Source organism: [Clostridium] citroniae WAL-17108, from assembly GCF_000233455.1.
GTDB classification, from domain to species: Bacteria; Bacillota; Clostridia; order Lachnospirales; family Lachnospiraceae; genus Enterocloster; species Enterocloster citroniae.
Window position 1 is genome coordinate 181,844 of sequence record NZ_JH376427.1, and the last position, 13,823, is coordinate 195,666.

13 protein-coding genes are annotated in these 13,823 nt (G+C 48.5%); 2 read left to right on the top strand and 11 right to left on the bottom strand.

The features are described from left to right. Positions 1-6: 6 nt before the first annotated feature. The 4 genes from HMPREF9469_RS22640 to dctP form a co-directional block, all read right to left on the bottom strand. Positions 7-249, bottom strand: coding sequence for an aldo/keto reductase (locus tag HMPREF9469_RS22640; RefSeq protein ID WP_007867346.1), 243 nt, complete (start codon positions 247-249; stop codon positions 7-9). A gap of 139 nt (positions 250-388) precedes the next feature. Continuing rightward, complete coding sequence (locus HMPREF9469_RS22645; RefSeq protein WP_007867351.1) at positions 389-1,666, bottom strand: TRAP transporter large permease; 1,278 nt, start codon at positions 1,664-1,666, stop codon at positions 389-391. A 13-nt stretch (positions 1,667-1,679) separates the two neighbouring features. Further along, complete coding sequence (locus tag HMPREF9469_RS22650; protein WP_007867353.1) at positions 1,680-2,168, bottom strand: TRAP transporter small permease; 489 nt, start codon at positions 2,166-2,168, stop codon at positions 1,680-1,682. 39 nt (positions 2,169-2,207) lie between these two features. Next, the gene (gene dctP / locus HMPREF9469_RS22655; RefSeq protein ID WP_007867355.1) at positions 2,208-3,311 is read right to left on the bottom strand and encodes a TRAP transporter substrate-binding protein DctP; all 1,104 of its coding nucleotides are present in this window, start codon (positions 3,309-3,311) and stop codon (positions 2,208-2,210) included. Positions 3,312-3,530: 219 nt separating this feature from the next. Between dctP and HMPREF9469_RS22660 the strand changes: the two genes are divergently transcribed. Then, complete coding sequence (locus HMPREF9469_RS22660; RefSeq protein WP_007867358.1) at positions 3,531-4,391, top strand: sugar phosphate isomerase/epimerase family protein; 861 nt, start codon at positions 3,531-3,533, stop codon at positions 4,389-4,391. A gap of 39 nt (positions 4,392-4,430) precedes the next feature. Further along, entirely contained in the window at positions 4,431-5,186 is a 756-nt protein-coding gene (locus HMPREF9469_RS22665; RefSeq protein ID WP_007867362.1) for a GntR family transcriptional regulator, read from the top strand. A gap of 82 nt (positions 5,187-5,268) precedes the next feature. Here HMPREF9469_RS22665 and HMPREF9469_RS22670 read toward each other — a convergent pair whose 3' ends face one another. The 7 genes from HMPREF9469_RS22670 to HMPREF9469_RS22700 form a co-directional block, all read right to left on the bottom strand. Then, on the bottom strand, positions 5,269-6,765 hold the full coding sequence (locus HMPREF9469_RS22670; RefSeq protein WP_007867365.1) for a xylulokinase: 1,497 nt from the start codon (positions 6,763-6,765) through the stop codon (positions 5,269-5,271). A gap of 28 nt (positions 6,766-6,793) precedes the next feature. Further along, a complete protein-coding gene (locus HMPREF9469_RS22675; protein WP_007867368.1) occupies positions 6,794-7,570 on the bottom strand; it encodes a tryptophan synthase subunit alpha in 777 nt (258 codons plus the stop codon). Further along, positions 7,570-8,520, bottom strand: a complete 951-nt coding sequence (locus HMPREF9469_RS22680; RefSeq protein ID WP_007867371.1) for an ABC transporter permease — start codon at positions 8,518-8,520, stop codon at positions 7,570-7,572. Before HMPREF9469_RS22680 ends, HMPREF9469_RS22675 begins: the two co-directional genes overlap by 1 nt. Positions 8,521-8,535: 15 nt before the next feature. Next, positions 8,536-10,014 carry a sugar ABC transporter ATP-binding protein gene (locus HMPREF9469_RS22685; protein WP_007867374.1) on the bottom strand — a complete coding sequence of 493 codons (1,479 nt, stop codon included), beginning with the start codon at positions 10,012-10,014 and terminating at the stop codon, positions 8,536-8,538. Positions 10,015-10,042: 28 nt separating this feature from the next. Continuing rightward, positions 10,043-11,062: a sugar ABC transporter substrate-binding protein gene (locus HMPREF9469_RS22690; protein ID WP_007867375.1), complete on the bottom strand. Its 1,020-nt coding sequence runs from the start codon at positions 11,060-11,062 to the stop codon at positions 10,043-10,045. Between the two features lie 14 nt (positions 11,063-11,076). Next, entirely contained in the window at positions 11,077-12,009 is a 933-nt protein-coding gene (locus HMPREF9469_RS22695) for a sugar-binding transcriptional regulator (RefSeq protein ID WP_007867381.1), read from the bottom strand. A gap of 206 nt (positions 12,010-12,215) precedes the next feature. Beyond that, complete coding sequence (locus HMPREF9469_RS22700; protein ID WP_007867383.1) at positions 12,216-13,703, bottom strand: GntR family transcriptional regulator; 1,488 nt, start codon at positions 13,701-13,703, stop codon at positions 12,216-12,218. Between the last annotated feature and the right edge of the window lie 120 nt (positions 13,704-13,823).

Below are 13,823 nucleotides of genomic sequence, written 5' to 3' on the forward strand. Positions count from 1 at the left end.
GTCGGATCAAAAGCCGATATGATCCGGATCCGGCCCCGTCCTTCCATCCTCACCCAATCCGGTGATGCGGACACACTCCTGGGCTGTAAGACAGAAGTCAAATATATCTGCATTTTGAGCCATCCGCCCCGGGTTCATGGACTTGGTGATCGGAATAATATCCTGCTGCAGTTCCCACCGCAGGGCAATCTGGGCAGATGATTTATGGTACTTGCTGCCAATCTCACAGAGCACCTGGTTGTCTAACACGGTGCTGCCTGCACCGCCTCATTCCCCTCCGGTGTCCTCCATGTGCCATATCCCAGACAGGGGATCTTTACCCCATTCTTTAAAACAAAGCAGTCGCTTAAATGATTCATCTGAATGATCCTTTCATCCTATTCTTCAGTTAATAAAGCAATCGCGGCAGGAATAAAACCGCATCCGGGAAAAACGCCAGGAGTCCAATGGCCAGAAGGATCGCGGCTAAAAATGGGATCATGGACTTTGTGTATTCCTGCAGCGAACAGTCCAGTATGGTATTGACCGTGTACATACTCATTCCAACCGGCGGCGTATTAACGCCCATGGTAACTATCACACACATGAGAAGCCCCAGATGGACCGGGTCAATCCCCACGGACTGGCACATGGGGAGGAGGATGGGGGTCAGAAGCAAAATTACAACCGAGCCCTCCATGAACATTCCCACAAATACAAGAAGTATTATGATGAGTACAAGCACCAGCGCCGGATTGGTTGTGATCCCTGTAATAAATGCAGTCATCTTCTGAGGTATCTTGTCAATGGGAATCCCATAACCAAACAGCGCGGTCAGGGATACGATCATCATAATGGAGCCGATATCCCCAATGCTGTCCTTCAATGCCTTGAGGAAGGACTGAACGGTCAGTTCCTTATAGATAAATGCGCCCACAAACACAGAATAAAAGCAGGCAAATGCTCCCACCTCGGAAGGTGAGAAAAATCCCATCCTGATGCCCACCAGCAGAATCACAGGAAACATAACCGCCCATATGGTCTCCTTCAGGTTAATGCCGATCTCCCTTAAAGTGGCTCGTTCCCGGCGTATGGGCTTGTATCCCCTCATTCTGGCAATAACTGCCACAGACACCATCAGGACGATCATCATATAAAGCCCCACAAAGATACCGGCTGAGAACAGCTTGCCAATGGAAACGCTTCCTGTTGTACCGTAGATGATCAGCCCTACTCCCGGAGGGATCGTGGCTGTGATCAATGAAGTGAAGGTCAGCACATTGGCGGAAAATCCTTTGGAATAACCGCTCTTGATCATATCCGGGCCCAAAAGACGCGCCTCCATGGCTGCATCCGCGGTAGCTGAGCCGGACACGCCTCCCATCAGGGTGCTGAGCACCACGCTGGTCTGGGCAAGGCCGCCTCTCATATGTCCGGTGAGCAGTGTTGCAAGACTTACAAGGCGTTTTGTGACCCCTCCGTTATTCATCAGGTTTCCGGCCAGGATAAACAGAGGAATGGCAAGCATGGATATGCTCTGGACCTGGGTAAGGGGAAGCTGTGCAACATGGGTAAGAGGAAAATGAGTATTCTGCAAAAAGAACACCATTCCCGATGCACCGATTGCAAATGCAACCGGCACACCTATGATCAAAAGGATCAAAAATACGATAAAGACAGTAATCATAATGTTTTTCTCCTTACATCTTTGATATGACTGTGCTGTCTGTTGTTTTCATAAGGTCATACAGACGCTTAACAGCTGTTATGAACATCAGGGAAAAACCAACCGGTATGGAGGCGGCAACCCATACATAGCTTAGAAAGGGAATCCCCTCCAGGGTCCGTTTGCCCACATTGGCGCATAGCTGAAGCCCCTGCCTTACCATCACAAACATCATGACCAGCAAAACGGCGTATACGATCAGAGCCACTGCTTTTTGAAGTGCAACCGGAAGCTTACCTATTAATATATCCACATTCACCATTCTTCCTGCCCTGAACGCCACATCCCCGCCCAGGAATGTAGTCCAGGCCAGCATCAAAAGGGCCACATCGTTACACCAGTTTAAGGGATGGCCTGTCAGGCGCACCGCGGCCCCCAGCATTAATACGGATGTAAAACCCACTACACAGGTCATTGTAATTGCAAGCTCTGCCTTGTTCAGAATCTCAAAAAACTTTTTCATCCTCAGTTTTACCTCTCTTTATACCGGAATCACTCATCCCTATCTTCCAAGTGCTTCCATCACCTGGTTATATGTATCTGTAAGCCCAAGCTGCTCATAAGATGTCTTTGCAGCTTCCCGGAACGCATCAACATCTATCTCTGAATGGTCAATCACAGTCATACCCTCGTCAATACACTTCTGTTTTGCTTCTTCCGTAAACTCACCAAGCATCTTTTCCGAGCAGGCGCTGCTTGCCTCATCGCAGGTTTCCATCAGAATGGTCTGGTACTCCTCGGGAAGGCTGTTGAACCATCCGGCGTCAACTACCACGGGATTTAACAGCAGAATATTATGTGTCTCGGAAATCGTATTCACGTTCTTGATCTCATAATAGCTTTCGGAAACAATACAGGGATACACATCTTCGTAACCATCAATCACCTTGTTTACAAGATTATTATAAATGTCCCCGCGTCCCATTCCCTGAACGCTGCATCCAAGTGAACTCACAGCCGCTCTCCAGATCTCCGTATTGGGGCAGCGGAGGGTAAGTCCCTTCAGGTCCTCGGGTTTGGTCACCGCCTTGCCTGCCACCACGTTCCTGTAACCCTGCACAAGATTCAGGGACACTACCTTAATATCGTTCTCAGCCTCCAGTTCCTGGATCCACTCTTTTACCATATCCAGCTCTTTGACCGCATTGATATCATCCATGGTTTCCACAAAATATGGAAGATTGAACATTGCCAGCTCCGGTACATAGGTTCCCAGACGGGCAAAATCCGTGTTGTAGCCCCAGTTTGTGTCTGAATCCTTAAATGAGTTAATGATATCCTCCTCTGAGCCAAGTGTGTTGCTGGGGTACAGGTCAATGACAAGTCCACCATTCGTCTTTTTTGCAACCGCATCCGCCCATTCCTGGAAACATGCCTGGTATGGATGGGTCTCGGTCTGGGCATGTCCGAACATCAATGTGTAGCTCTCACCGGCCGCCTCTGTTCCTTTTTCTTCTTTCTCCTCTTTGGACTGGGCAGCGTCTGTGCCTTCCTTTTGAGTGGATGCAGGAGCTGCACTTCCTGAATTGGAAGAGCAGGCGGTTGCCGTCATTGCGATTGCCATTCCCATTGTCACTGCTGCCATACGTTTCATCATCTTTCTCATTTGAAGAACCTCCCTGATTATACGTTTTGTTAGTTTTTAGAGCCATCTCTATGGTGGTATTGTAATAAATGACCATATTTTTCGCAATGGTAATTGTGCACAAATTTTGAATCCATTTTTCGTATACAATTTTTGTATACAAATTTTGTATTCTGTTTTAAACTATATTCAAGCTGAACGTAAACTACAATTAAATTTATATGGAGGATACAACCGGGTATGAAACAAGTATCGTTTCCCTTTAAGACCAGTTTTCAATGTGTCTTGGAGACAAAAGAACAGTTTTCTGAAATCAGGATGCTGTTCCGGCTTTTGCGCAGAGAAGGATTTTATGGTGTGGAATTAAATTTACCTGATTTAGGATTGATCAAACCGGAGGAACTGCATGGTTTATTAAAAGAGTACGGCCTTAAGATGGATATGCTTGCAACCGGCGCCTATGCCAAAACACATCATCTCTCCCTCAGCAGCGCCATTCCCAGTGAACGGCAAAAGGCCGTTGAAGGGTGCCGTCAGAATATTGATTACGCTGCCGCTATGGGGTGCGGGATCATATTGGGATTTTTTAAAGGAGGCCCTGAGAGCGGCAGCAGGGACGGGGAACAGCATTTCCTTACATCCATGATGGAGCTGAAGCCGTATATAGAAGAAAAGCAGGTCCTGGTCCTCCTGGAGGCCACCAACCACAAGGAATCATCCATTATCAAAACCCTGAAGGACGGGGCCAGGATCATTGACTGTCTGGACAGCCCCCTGATACGCCTTCTGGCTGATACATATCATATGAACATAGAGGAAACCTCTGTGCTGGATTCCCTGAAAGCGTATCAGTCCTACTATCCTCACCTTCATATTTCCGATAACAACCGTGCATTCCCCGGGCTGGGAAGCATGGACTTTACCGCTATCTATGAAAAGCTGATAGAAATGGATTACAAGGGCACACTGGCAGTGGAAGGAAACATCCAGAACAGTCTTCTGTTTGACATAGAAGCCTCTGCCGCTTACCTTCATAACACATGCCGCAATTTATCCTTGCCCTCCCCTAATCACTTTGACATTTCACTGAAAATGGATTAAAATGGTTCTATCATTTGGAAGCTGTTACAGGAGGATATGATGGAAAAAGAAAGCAGTCTGGCTGTAAAGGCCTATGAGACAATACGGCAGCAGATTTTTGATTTTGATCTGTTCCCCGGTCAAATCGTATCCGATTATCTTCTCAGCAAGGAACTGAACATGAGCCGTACTCCCATCAGGCAGGCATTAATGCGGCTGGAGAATGAGGGGCTGCTGGAAGAACAGAGCGGCAAGAAGAATTACCGCATTTCAACCATAACAACAGAGGATATACAGGATCTCTTTGATTTTCGAGAGGGGATCGAAACCACGGCATTCATGCTTGCATGGAGGAGAGGGATCACACCTGACCAGCTGAAAGCCCTTCAGGATATAACCAATAATATGAAATCCACCAATGAAGCAGGCCAGGCCAAGGAGCATTTTTTCTATGATCAGCAGTTTCATAACGAGCTGGTTGCCCTTTCCAATAACAAGCGGTTGGTCAAAGCCCATGACGAGATCCTGCTTCAGCTGACCAGAATGCGTTTTCTCTCCTTTCTTGAAAATTCCCTGCAGAGCAAAGCCTGTGTCAAGCACCAGGCCATACTGGATGCCATCCGGGACCAGGACTATGAGAAAGGACGCCAGGCCGTCATTGACCATGTGCGCTCATCCAAGGAGGATTATATCAACCTCTTCGGCAACGGGCTTTCCTCCAATTCCCTATGTCTGCTCCGGTATTTTACACGCACCCCCAAGGAGGAGCCGGAGGAAGGGACGTCCAATGGGACCGAGGGCGGAACCGGGCCCTGATCAAACCTGATCCATAATCTCTTGCAGCCAATGCAAAAAAACTCCTTCCTGTTTCCATCCCAGGAAGGAGTTTTTCAGTGATTTATTTCATTCTTTCGCCATGGTAATACCGCTTTACTGCCGGATAAATATCCAGGTAACGTTGATACAGCACGTCATAGAAAGCTGCCCGTTCCGGATCCGGCTTATAGGCAACTGAGCGTTCCCTGCTCTGGAGGGAATCTGTAAACTCCGAATACCCCTGTATCCTGCCTTCTGCCAGCAGCACCGCCGCCCCCAGGGCCAGGGCCGGGAGCATTTCCCCATCTTTGTATACATACACGGTCTGGTTCAGGATATCGGCCAGTATCTGATTCCAGACGCCGACACGCCCTCCGCCGCCTATGACGGATATGTTTTTGGGCGGAACCCCAATGCATTCTATCCCCTGCCTGATGGAAAAGGCCACTCCTTCCAGACAACTCCTTATCATATCTCCCTGCCCCGTGGCAGCCGTGATTCCCAGAAAGCTTCCCTTTACCAGGGAATCCATCACCGGAAACCTTTCCCCGTTGAGATAGGGGAGGAATACCACGCCTCCGCTTCCCGGTCTGCTCTCCCTCAGCCGTTCCTCCACATATGGGTAATCGATGTTCTTCCGGGAATCCCGTGCTGTAAACAGGCTGCTGATCCATTTATGCACATTCCCTGCATTGAGAAAGGGAACCACGTTGATATAGGCCCCCTGCTCCATTGCCGCCAGATTGAATATGCCCTCCGATCCCCTGGAAACCTCCCTGGATATGGTGGAAACCCAGCCTGAAGTCCCCAGGTTTATGTTATATTCCCCAGGGCGCCGGATCCCGCTGGCAAGGGTGGCTGCACCAGCATCCCCCACGCCTGCGTATATCCTGACCCCTTCGGCAAATCCCGTGGCTTCTGCCCCTTTTTTGCTCAGGGTCCCCACTGCCTGATGGGGATAATACAGTTCAGGCATGAGACTGGGATCGATTCCGGCAGCTGACAGGATCCTGCTATCCCAGGCGCCCAAAGCCATATTCATGGCTCCAGCCGTGGAGCAGGCCGTCATATCACCCACAGCCCTGCCAGTAAGCCGGAGAATAATATAATCTTTTGCGCTTATAAGGACCTTATGGATCTTCCCGTACAGATCAGGCTGGTTTTCCTTGATCCACATCAACTTGGGCAATGGGAGGGAACCGTCATAATGGTTTCCTGTGACAGACTCCAGATAGTCCGTTCCCATGCGCTCAATGAGTTCCCGGGCCTGGTCAGCAGCCCGGCCGTCTGAATACAAGACAGCATTTCCCACCGGACATCCTTCACGGTCCACAGGAATTACATCCTGCATCTGACCGCTCATGATGACTGCCTCCACAGGCGTCCCCTTGTCCATTGCCGCGAATCCCTTCGAGATCCCGCAAAAGGCATCAAACCAATCCTGTGGCCTCTGCTCCTTTTTTTCATTATCAAAGATCGTACTGATTGTTTTTGACACGGAGGAAAGCACCTCCCCCTTTTCATTGATCAGCACGCCTTTGACTGCCGTTGTGCCTATGTCATATGTGGCAATTGTCATTTGACGGATCCCTCCTTGCTGCAAGCACTTAGCGTGCCTGCTCCATAATACCGGCCAGCTCATCTATAAAATCGTAAAGCTCTTCCTGGGATTTGTTCAGTTTTCTCATAATCTCGGTTCCAATAATGGCCCCATAGAATCCGTTTTGTATCAGTTCCCTGACCCGTTCGCCTGAGCTGATCCCAAAACCCGCAAAGATTGTATTGCTATGGAACATTTTACCGTAATCCAGCAGTTTTTCATAGTCGTTTCCACTGGTTTGCATGCCTGTAGGACCGCTGTATAAACGCTGATAGATCATTGGAAATTCCTGGATTGTCTTTGTTATCTCATTAAAGCTGTCGTCACTGGAGATAAAACCAACCACGTCCAGACCATATCCGCTGATCTCAGCCTTTAACCGGATCCTGTCCTCAACCCCCATATTGGGGATCACCAGGGCATCAAATAATCCTTCCTCCGCCAGATTCCTGTAAATTTCCGTATGGATCAGGTCCTCCCTGTATCCCATAAGCCATATGGGAACTGAAACCTCAGCCCTAAGACGCCTCCAAAAATCCATGGCATGGCAAAGCCCTGTCCCCACGGTTTCATGGGCTTTTTTAATTACCTCCCCATCCTCGTAGGGATCCTTGGAAGGAAATCCTATTTCCAGTACCGGCAGCCCCCTGCGGCAGCACTCATGGATAATATGAAAAAAATGCTCCTCATCCGGATATCCGGCGGTTATGTACCCCACAAACAGATTCCTGTTGTCGTCTATACTTTTTTGCATACGTCTGCTGTGAACTTTTATCTGATCCATTACTTAGCGTCACCTCGTCCCAACTTCTGGGCAATTACAGCAACCACTATAATAATACCCGTAATAATATTCTGCATATAAGAGGGCATCTGCAGGATCGTCAGCCCGTTTGCCAGGATTGACAAGATGGCAGCACCCACAAATGTCCCCGCCACATTGGGGATTCCCTGCCTGGATACCGTGCAGCCGATATAGGCAGCGGCATAGGACTGGAGGAAATATCCGGCTCCCGCCGAGGTGTTGGCCGAGCCCACCCTTGACGCAACGGCGATTCCCGTTCCTCCTGCCAGGGCCCCGCACAGCATAAATGCCAGGATCTTATATGTCTTCACATTGATGCCCGCGATCTTGGACGCCTCTTCCCCTCCGCCGATGGCATACATTTTCCTGCCCGAAGGCGTATGCTTCATAAAAAATGCAAAGGCCAGGACAAACAGGATCATAAGCACTGAAAGGAAGGGGATTCCCCCTATCTTAGAAGTTCCCAGCCAGGTAAAGCTCTTTGGTATGTTTTCAAAAACAGTCGCCCCGCCTGTCAGCCTGTAGATCAGGCCGTCCAGCACTGTACTGATACCCAGTGTGGTGATAAAGGAGAGTACCTTGAATTTTGCCACAATGTATCCGTTGACCCATCCGATCACCATACAGACCAGGACTGTTAGCAGGAAGCTGGCTCCTACCGGTATGCCCGCCACTGCCATCAGGGCCGCCATAACGCCTCCCAGGCTGGCCATACTGCCCACGGATAAATCAAATTCATTCACCACCATTACCATGGTGGCTCCAATGGAGATAATGGTAAGAGCCGCCATCTGCCGGCTGATATTAATAAAATTCTTTAGGGTGAGAAAAGCGGCAGGCTTCAGAACGCCGAATATCATGATGATCACAAGAAGTGCGATTATGGTTCCATAGGCCTGGGCCATCTGTTTAAAATCTGTCTTTTTCATCCTCTTCACCTTTCTTTATTTATCATAACAATAGGAAAGCACTTCATTTGATGTCAGGTTTTCATTCTTCAGCAGTTCCTTTGTGCATCCCCGTGACATGATCAGGATATTATCTGCCACTTCAAGAATCTCTTTTAAGTCAGATGACACATAAACCACCGCGCTTCCCGCCGCGGCCCGTTCCCTCAAAAGTTTATGGATTTCGTTGCGGGTCTTTACATCCACTGCCTGGGTCGGCTCGTCACACAGGAATACCTTGGGGTTTGTCATAAGCGCCTTTGCAAACACTACCTTTTGCTGATTTCCTCCTGACAGTTCAATGGCCCTCTGGTCCATCCCCGCCATCTTGATCTGAAGGCTTCCAACCCGCTCTGATACGGCCTGCTCCTCCTTCTTTGCGCTGAGCACCCCATGGCTGGAATATTCATCAATACAGGACAGGGTCACATTTTCCTTTATGCTCATGCTGCCGATCATTGCCTTTCCCCGTCTGTCCTCACAGATCAATACCATTCCTTCGCGAATGGAACACCCAGGTGACAGTCTCTCCATCTTCTTTCCGTCTATGGACACGGTGCCGCATTTGGCGGTCCTGTATCCATAAATACACTCCAAAAGTTCTGTCCTTCCACTACCGCCCAGTCCGAATATTCCAAGGATTTCACCGCTGTGCGCCTGAAGGCTGGCACGTTTGACGATCCCGTCTTTGGATGCCATCTCCCTTACCTCCAGCTGCACCGGCCCCAGTCCCCCGGTTTTATCAACGGTCTCTGCCTTCCACTGTTCGCTCATCAGGGAGATCAGTCCCTCTTTATCCACGTCCTTTGTGCCCACAACACCTGATTTTATGCCGTTTTTGAAGATGGTGATCCTGTCCGTGAGCCGGAAGATCTCATCCATCCTGTGTGTAACATAAAGGATGGATGTGCCTCTTTGTTTCAGGCGGTCAATGATGCCAAACAGGATCTCCGATTCCTTATCTGTCAATGATGCGGTCGGCTCATCCAGGATCAGCAGCCTGCAATCCGTCATCATGGCCCGGATGATCTCCAGGCATGTCTTTTGGGGCGGGCTAAGCTGTGAGGCCGCCTTTGTAAGATCAATCTCGATCCCCAGTTCCTGCGCCTTGTGCTGCACCCGCTCCTTCATCTGCTTCCAGTCAATGGTTCCCCCTCTGCTCGGATATTCCATTCCAAGATACACGTTTTCCACCGCATTAAACGCCGGAATCAGCACGTGGTCCTGATGTATGACATTGATCCCTATCTTCCGGCTGTCAGTGGGGGTATGGATGGCAACAGGCTGGTCGTTCCAGTAAACCGTGCCTTCATCCAGTGAATACACACCTGTAAGGATCTTGATCAGGGTGGATTTGCCTGCCCCATTTTCCCCAACCAGTCCATGTATCTCTCCCTCCTGGATATCCATGTCTATTCCCTTTAACGCATAGATCCCATTAAACTGCTTACTTATATTTTCTGTCCTTAAAAGCATGATCTTACTCCCTGCCAATGTGCTGGCGTCACTGTGCGTCTGCGTTTTCCTGGGTGATCAGTGTGGCCGGAGCATACATTTCCCCTTTTTCAATCTCCTCACCCTTAAAATACCGGTCCATCTGCTCATATACAATCTGGGCCATTCCCTCAAAATTCTGCTTTACCGTGGCCTTCAGGTTGGTTCCCTCTTTTACCAGGGAAATTGCCTGCTCATTCCCGTCCACACCCGTAACCAGAACCTGGCTCCGGCCTGCTTCCTGCAGCGCCTGTGTGGCTCCGATGGCCGGCTCATCCCACGCAGCCCATATGGCGGTTATGGAATCCGGGTCAGGGTTGGCAAGCAGAAGGTTTTCCACAATATCCTGGGCGTCATTGATCGGCTGTTCGGCCGGTACATGCTGCTCTGTGATAAGTGTAATGTCCGGGTACTCCTTGATCAGATCATCAAATGCCTCACAGCGCTTTACAACTCCCGGATGAGGCCTGTGTGTGAGGGCGATCACGGTTCCCTTTCCTCCCATCAGGTCATCAAACAGATATTTCACGATCAGCTCTCCCATCTGGTAATTATCACTGGTCGCATTCACCTGCATTCCCTCAATAAATCCGCTGTCACATCCAAACACAGGGATCTCCGACTCAAATACGTCCTGAAGCTGGTTTGAAAGCTGCCCCGGGTCCGCGCTTACCAGCACGATCCCGTCCGTCCCCGCTGAGACCACATCTTCCAGTCTGCTGGCCAGCTGGGAGAAATCGTTGTTTGTGTTGATCACAGACACCTCCGCCCCTGCATCTGTCAGCTTTTGTTCTATGTACTCAACCATCTGGTTGGTGGTCACCGAACCAAGATAAGGGGTCATCAGGGATATACTCTTTCCCTGCAATCCGGCTGCATCACCGGCCTTCTCCTTCTCTGTTTCCTTCTCTGTTTCCTTTCCGGCTTCCTTGCCGGTATCACTGCCCCTCTGTGTGGAAGCGCTGCACCCTGCCACTGCCCCTGCCATCATTGCTGCCGCCAGTATGGCTAACATTTTCTTGATTTTCATGATTCTTCCTCCCATCATATCTGCTTTGCTGTTTCCAGGTCCGTTACCAGAATATCTATCTTACCGCTTTTCAGTGCAGCCTTAATGGCCTCAACTTTGGAATCTCCAATGGCTGCAGCTATGATCCTGCTTTTCTTTAAATCCTTAAGGGACTGCCCAATGGAGCGCTCCAGGATCTCCTGCCCCACCTCGCATCCGTCTTTGTCTAGGTAGGAACTGCACACAGAAGCAACCGCCCCCTGTCTTCTAAGCTCATCCACATCCTGTTTTCTGAGACTGCCCAGCTGGATATTGGTGGCTCCCTCGCTCAGGTTACCGATCCCCACCAGGGCTATGTCAACCTTTTTCCCGGCCTCCAGTACCTTGGCTATGGACTCCTCCTTTCTTAAGGACACAGCCAGGTTAAGATCCGATACCACAGCCGGTGCGTTAAGATTCAACGCACTTGTTCCATGCAGGTCCGCCAGCTTCTGAGCCAGGGTATCCGCGTGGATACTCATATTGGTGGTGGATATCCCACCGGCAAGGGGGACCACCAGCTTCAGCTTCTTGGGCGACTGTTCCATGGCATCGATCATGGCCTTGCAGGTATACCCGCTCATGACCCCCACCCTGGCATCCTGGGGAATGTAATCCTCCACTAATCTGGACGCCTCCTTTGCAAAGGACTGCATCCTGTTTTCCCCTTCTCCGCAGGTGCTGTCAACAACCAGAGCATCCCTGATGCCAAAGCACTTGATCAGCCGGTTCTCCAGTTCCGTCTCCCTGACATAAGGATTGGAGATGGAAATGTTCACAATCCCCGTCTCCTTAGCCGCTGTGATCAAACGGCAGATCTGGGGCCGGGATATGCCGAGAATGGCTGATATCTCCTTCTGGCTTTTGTTTTGGATATAATATAATTCGCATACCTTGATCATTAAACGTTTATTATTCATTGTCCCCATGGTGATACCTCATTTGAAATTAATTTCAATACTTGCAATATTGCTTACACTCCTTATTATAGTTAATAACATCCAATTGTCAATATTTCATAAATTGAAATTAATTTCACTCGAATTATGGGGCATATCACACAATTTTTATCTGTATAAAAAGGGCAAAACGAGACTGCCGCATCAATGATTTCCTGATCATTGATGCGACAGCCTCATGTATTTGGTCTATGAGCATCCGCAGAACGCGGCGGAACCCGAATACCCGCAACATTATGAAACTTATATTTTTCTACCATATGCTTCTTCATACAAACTAAAAGATAACGGTAACACTCTTCTATGTCATCTGCAAAGGAGCTCTCATTGCCTTCACTTAATTGCCGAAGCGCTAAAATGACTTGCCTGTTGAGATGTGTAAGCGTATGTCTCTTGGACGGATAATAAGCAAAATGATGTCCCCATTCAAGAAGACGATTGGTTTCAGATAATATAACATATAAAGGTTCTAACGTGGTATGTTTTAAAATGGATTCAAACATATCTGCTAAATAAATGCCGCCAGGCGAAGTGAACCTGTCTGCTAACTCATCCAATTCCGCTCTAGTAAACTTCGAGGCCGCGGCTAAGGCCGCTGGGCGAATCACTAGTACCATCAGCTGCAGGGCATGAAGGTAACGTAATGCCTTTTCTACATATCCGGAATTAAGAGCCAGCCGATGAAGTTTCGTATCATCCGGTTTTATAACTATGGTACCTTTTCCATTTAATGTCTTTACAAAGCCTCTTTGTTCCAGTTCTGACAATGCCTTTCTGACTGTGGATAAAGAGACATCATACCGGCTGGCCAGTTGCTTTTCATATGGAAGATACATTCCAACAGAATATTCCCCAAGGCCGATTTTGAGATTCAGGTCATCCACAATTTTTGAGTAGCAGTAATCTTGGCCGCGCATGGGATTCCACGAAAACGCCATGCCGGTTTGAGCCGGATATTTAGGCATCGTATCTGACAAGTATTTTAATGTGCATTCAATAGAGTCCGTGAGATTTTGATACATATTTGATAACTGGCTGTACTTTATGAAGGGATCACGGCCCTTTAAGACATCTATAATAACGCCGCTTACAGATACAGACCCCTGCAAAAAATGTTCAGCGAAATAGGGACACTCTTCTGTAAAAAAAGTAAGCTTATTGGAAAGGCAGAATGAAGAATAGAGCTCGCTGAACAGGGAATTGCCACCTATTCTTAATATATCAGATCCTAATTTACAAGTCGTACGCCATCCATCAGAGGAATTTCCCAAACGCAATACTTTTATAGCCTTTTTATAATGAGGCATTATCTCCACATCACACCCCTGCAAAGCAAAAACCAGAAGTGAAGGCAGTATTAGGGCAAAGGTCTTATATACCTGTAAAATACCTTCTCTTTGTTTTAAAATGTTGAAAACAGTATTGGACAAATCAGGCGTATCTTTTCTTAAGGCAACGATTGGTGCAAGACGAGGCTGAATATCAACCAGACCTTCCTCCCGCAACGCATCAAGGACACGGTTAATCGTATATCTGCTTACATGGTATTGGTCGCAAAATATCCTTGAAGATGGCAAGGCGTTTCCGGGAAGTATCTGGCCCTCCAAAATACACTGCTTGATTTCGTTATATACAAACGTAAATTTTGTTTCTTGTGGTTTCATAACCTGCCTCCTATCTGTCTGAATTATATCATGGCAAACCATCTTTGTCAGGATAAGATCGGGCAAACCTATTTGCACACCTTACCAATAATGATATTGCCAGTATGTGAGGATAACATT

Excerpts from the sequence above, each read along its gene's own strand:
- HMPREF9469_RS22645 (WP_007867351.1), bottom strand. The coding sequence starts at position 1,666 with ATGATTACTGTCTTTATCGTATTTTTGATCCTTTTGATCATAGGTGTG.
- HMPREF9469_RS22650 (WP_007867353.1), bottom strand. The coding sequence starts at position 2,168 with ATGAAAAAGTTTTTTGAGATTCTGAACAAGGCAGAGCTTGCAATTACA.
- dctP (WP_007867355.1), bottom strand. The coding sequence starts at position 3,311 with ATGAGAAAGATGATGAAACGTATGGCAGCAGTGACAATGGGAATGGCA.
- HMPREF9469_RS22660 (WP_007867358.1), top strand. The coding sequence starts at position 3,531 with ATGAAACAAGTATCGTTTCCCTTTAAGACCAGTTTTCAATGTGTCTTG.
- HMPREF9469_RS22665 (WP_007867362.1), top strand. The coding sequence starts at position 4,431 with ATGGAAAAAGAAAGCAGTCTGGCTGTAAAGGCCTATGAGACAATACGG.
- HMPREF9469_RS22670 (WP_007867365.1), bottom strand. The coding sequence starts at position 6,765 with ATGACAATTGCCACATATGACATAGGCACAACGGCAGTCAAAGGCGTG.
- HMPREF9469_RS22675 (WP_007867368.1), bottom strand. The coding sequence starts at position 7,570 with ATGGATCAGATAAAAGTTCACAGCAGACGTATGCAAAAAAGTATAGAC.
- HMPREF9469_RS22680 (WP_007867371.1), bottom strand. The coding sequence starts at position 8,520 with ATGAAAAAGACAGATTTTAAACAGATGGCCCAGGCCTATGGAACCATA.
- HMPREF9469_RS22685 (WP_007867374.1), bottom strand. The coding sequence starts at position 10,014 with ATGCTTTTAAGGACAGAAAATATAAGTAAGCAGTTTAATGGGATCTAT.
- HMPREF9469_RS22690 (WP_007867375.1), bottom strand. The coding sequence starts at position 11,062 with ATGAAAATCAAGAAAATGTTAGCCATACTGGCGGCAGCAATGATGGCA.
- HMPREF9469_RS22695 (WP_007867381.1), bottom strand. The coding sequence starts at position 12,009 with ATGGGGACAATGAATAATAAACGTTTAATGATCAAGGTATGCGAATTA.
- HMPREF9469_RS22700 (WP_007867383.1), bottom strand. The coding sequence starts at position 13,703 with ATGAAACCACAAGAAACAAAATTTACGTTTGTATATAACGAAATCAAG.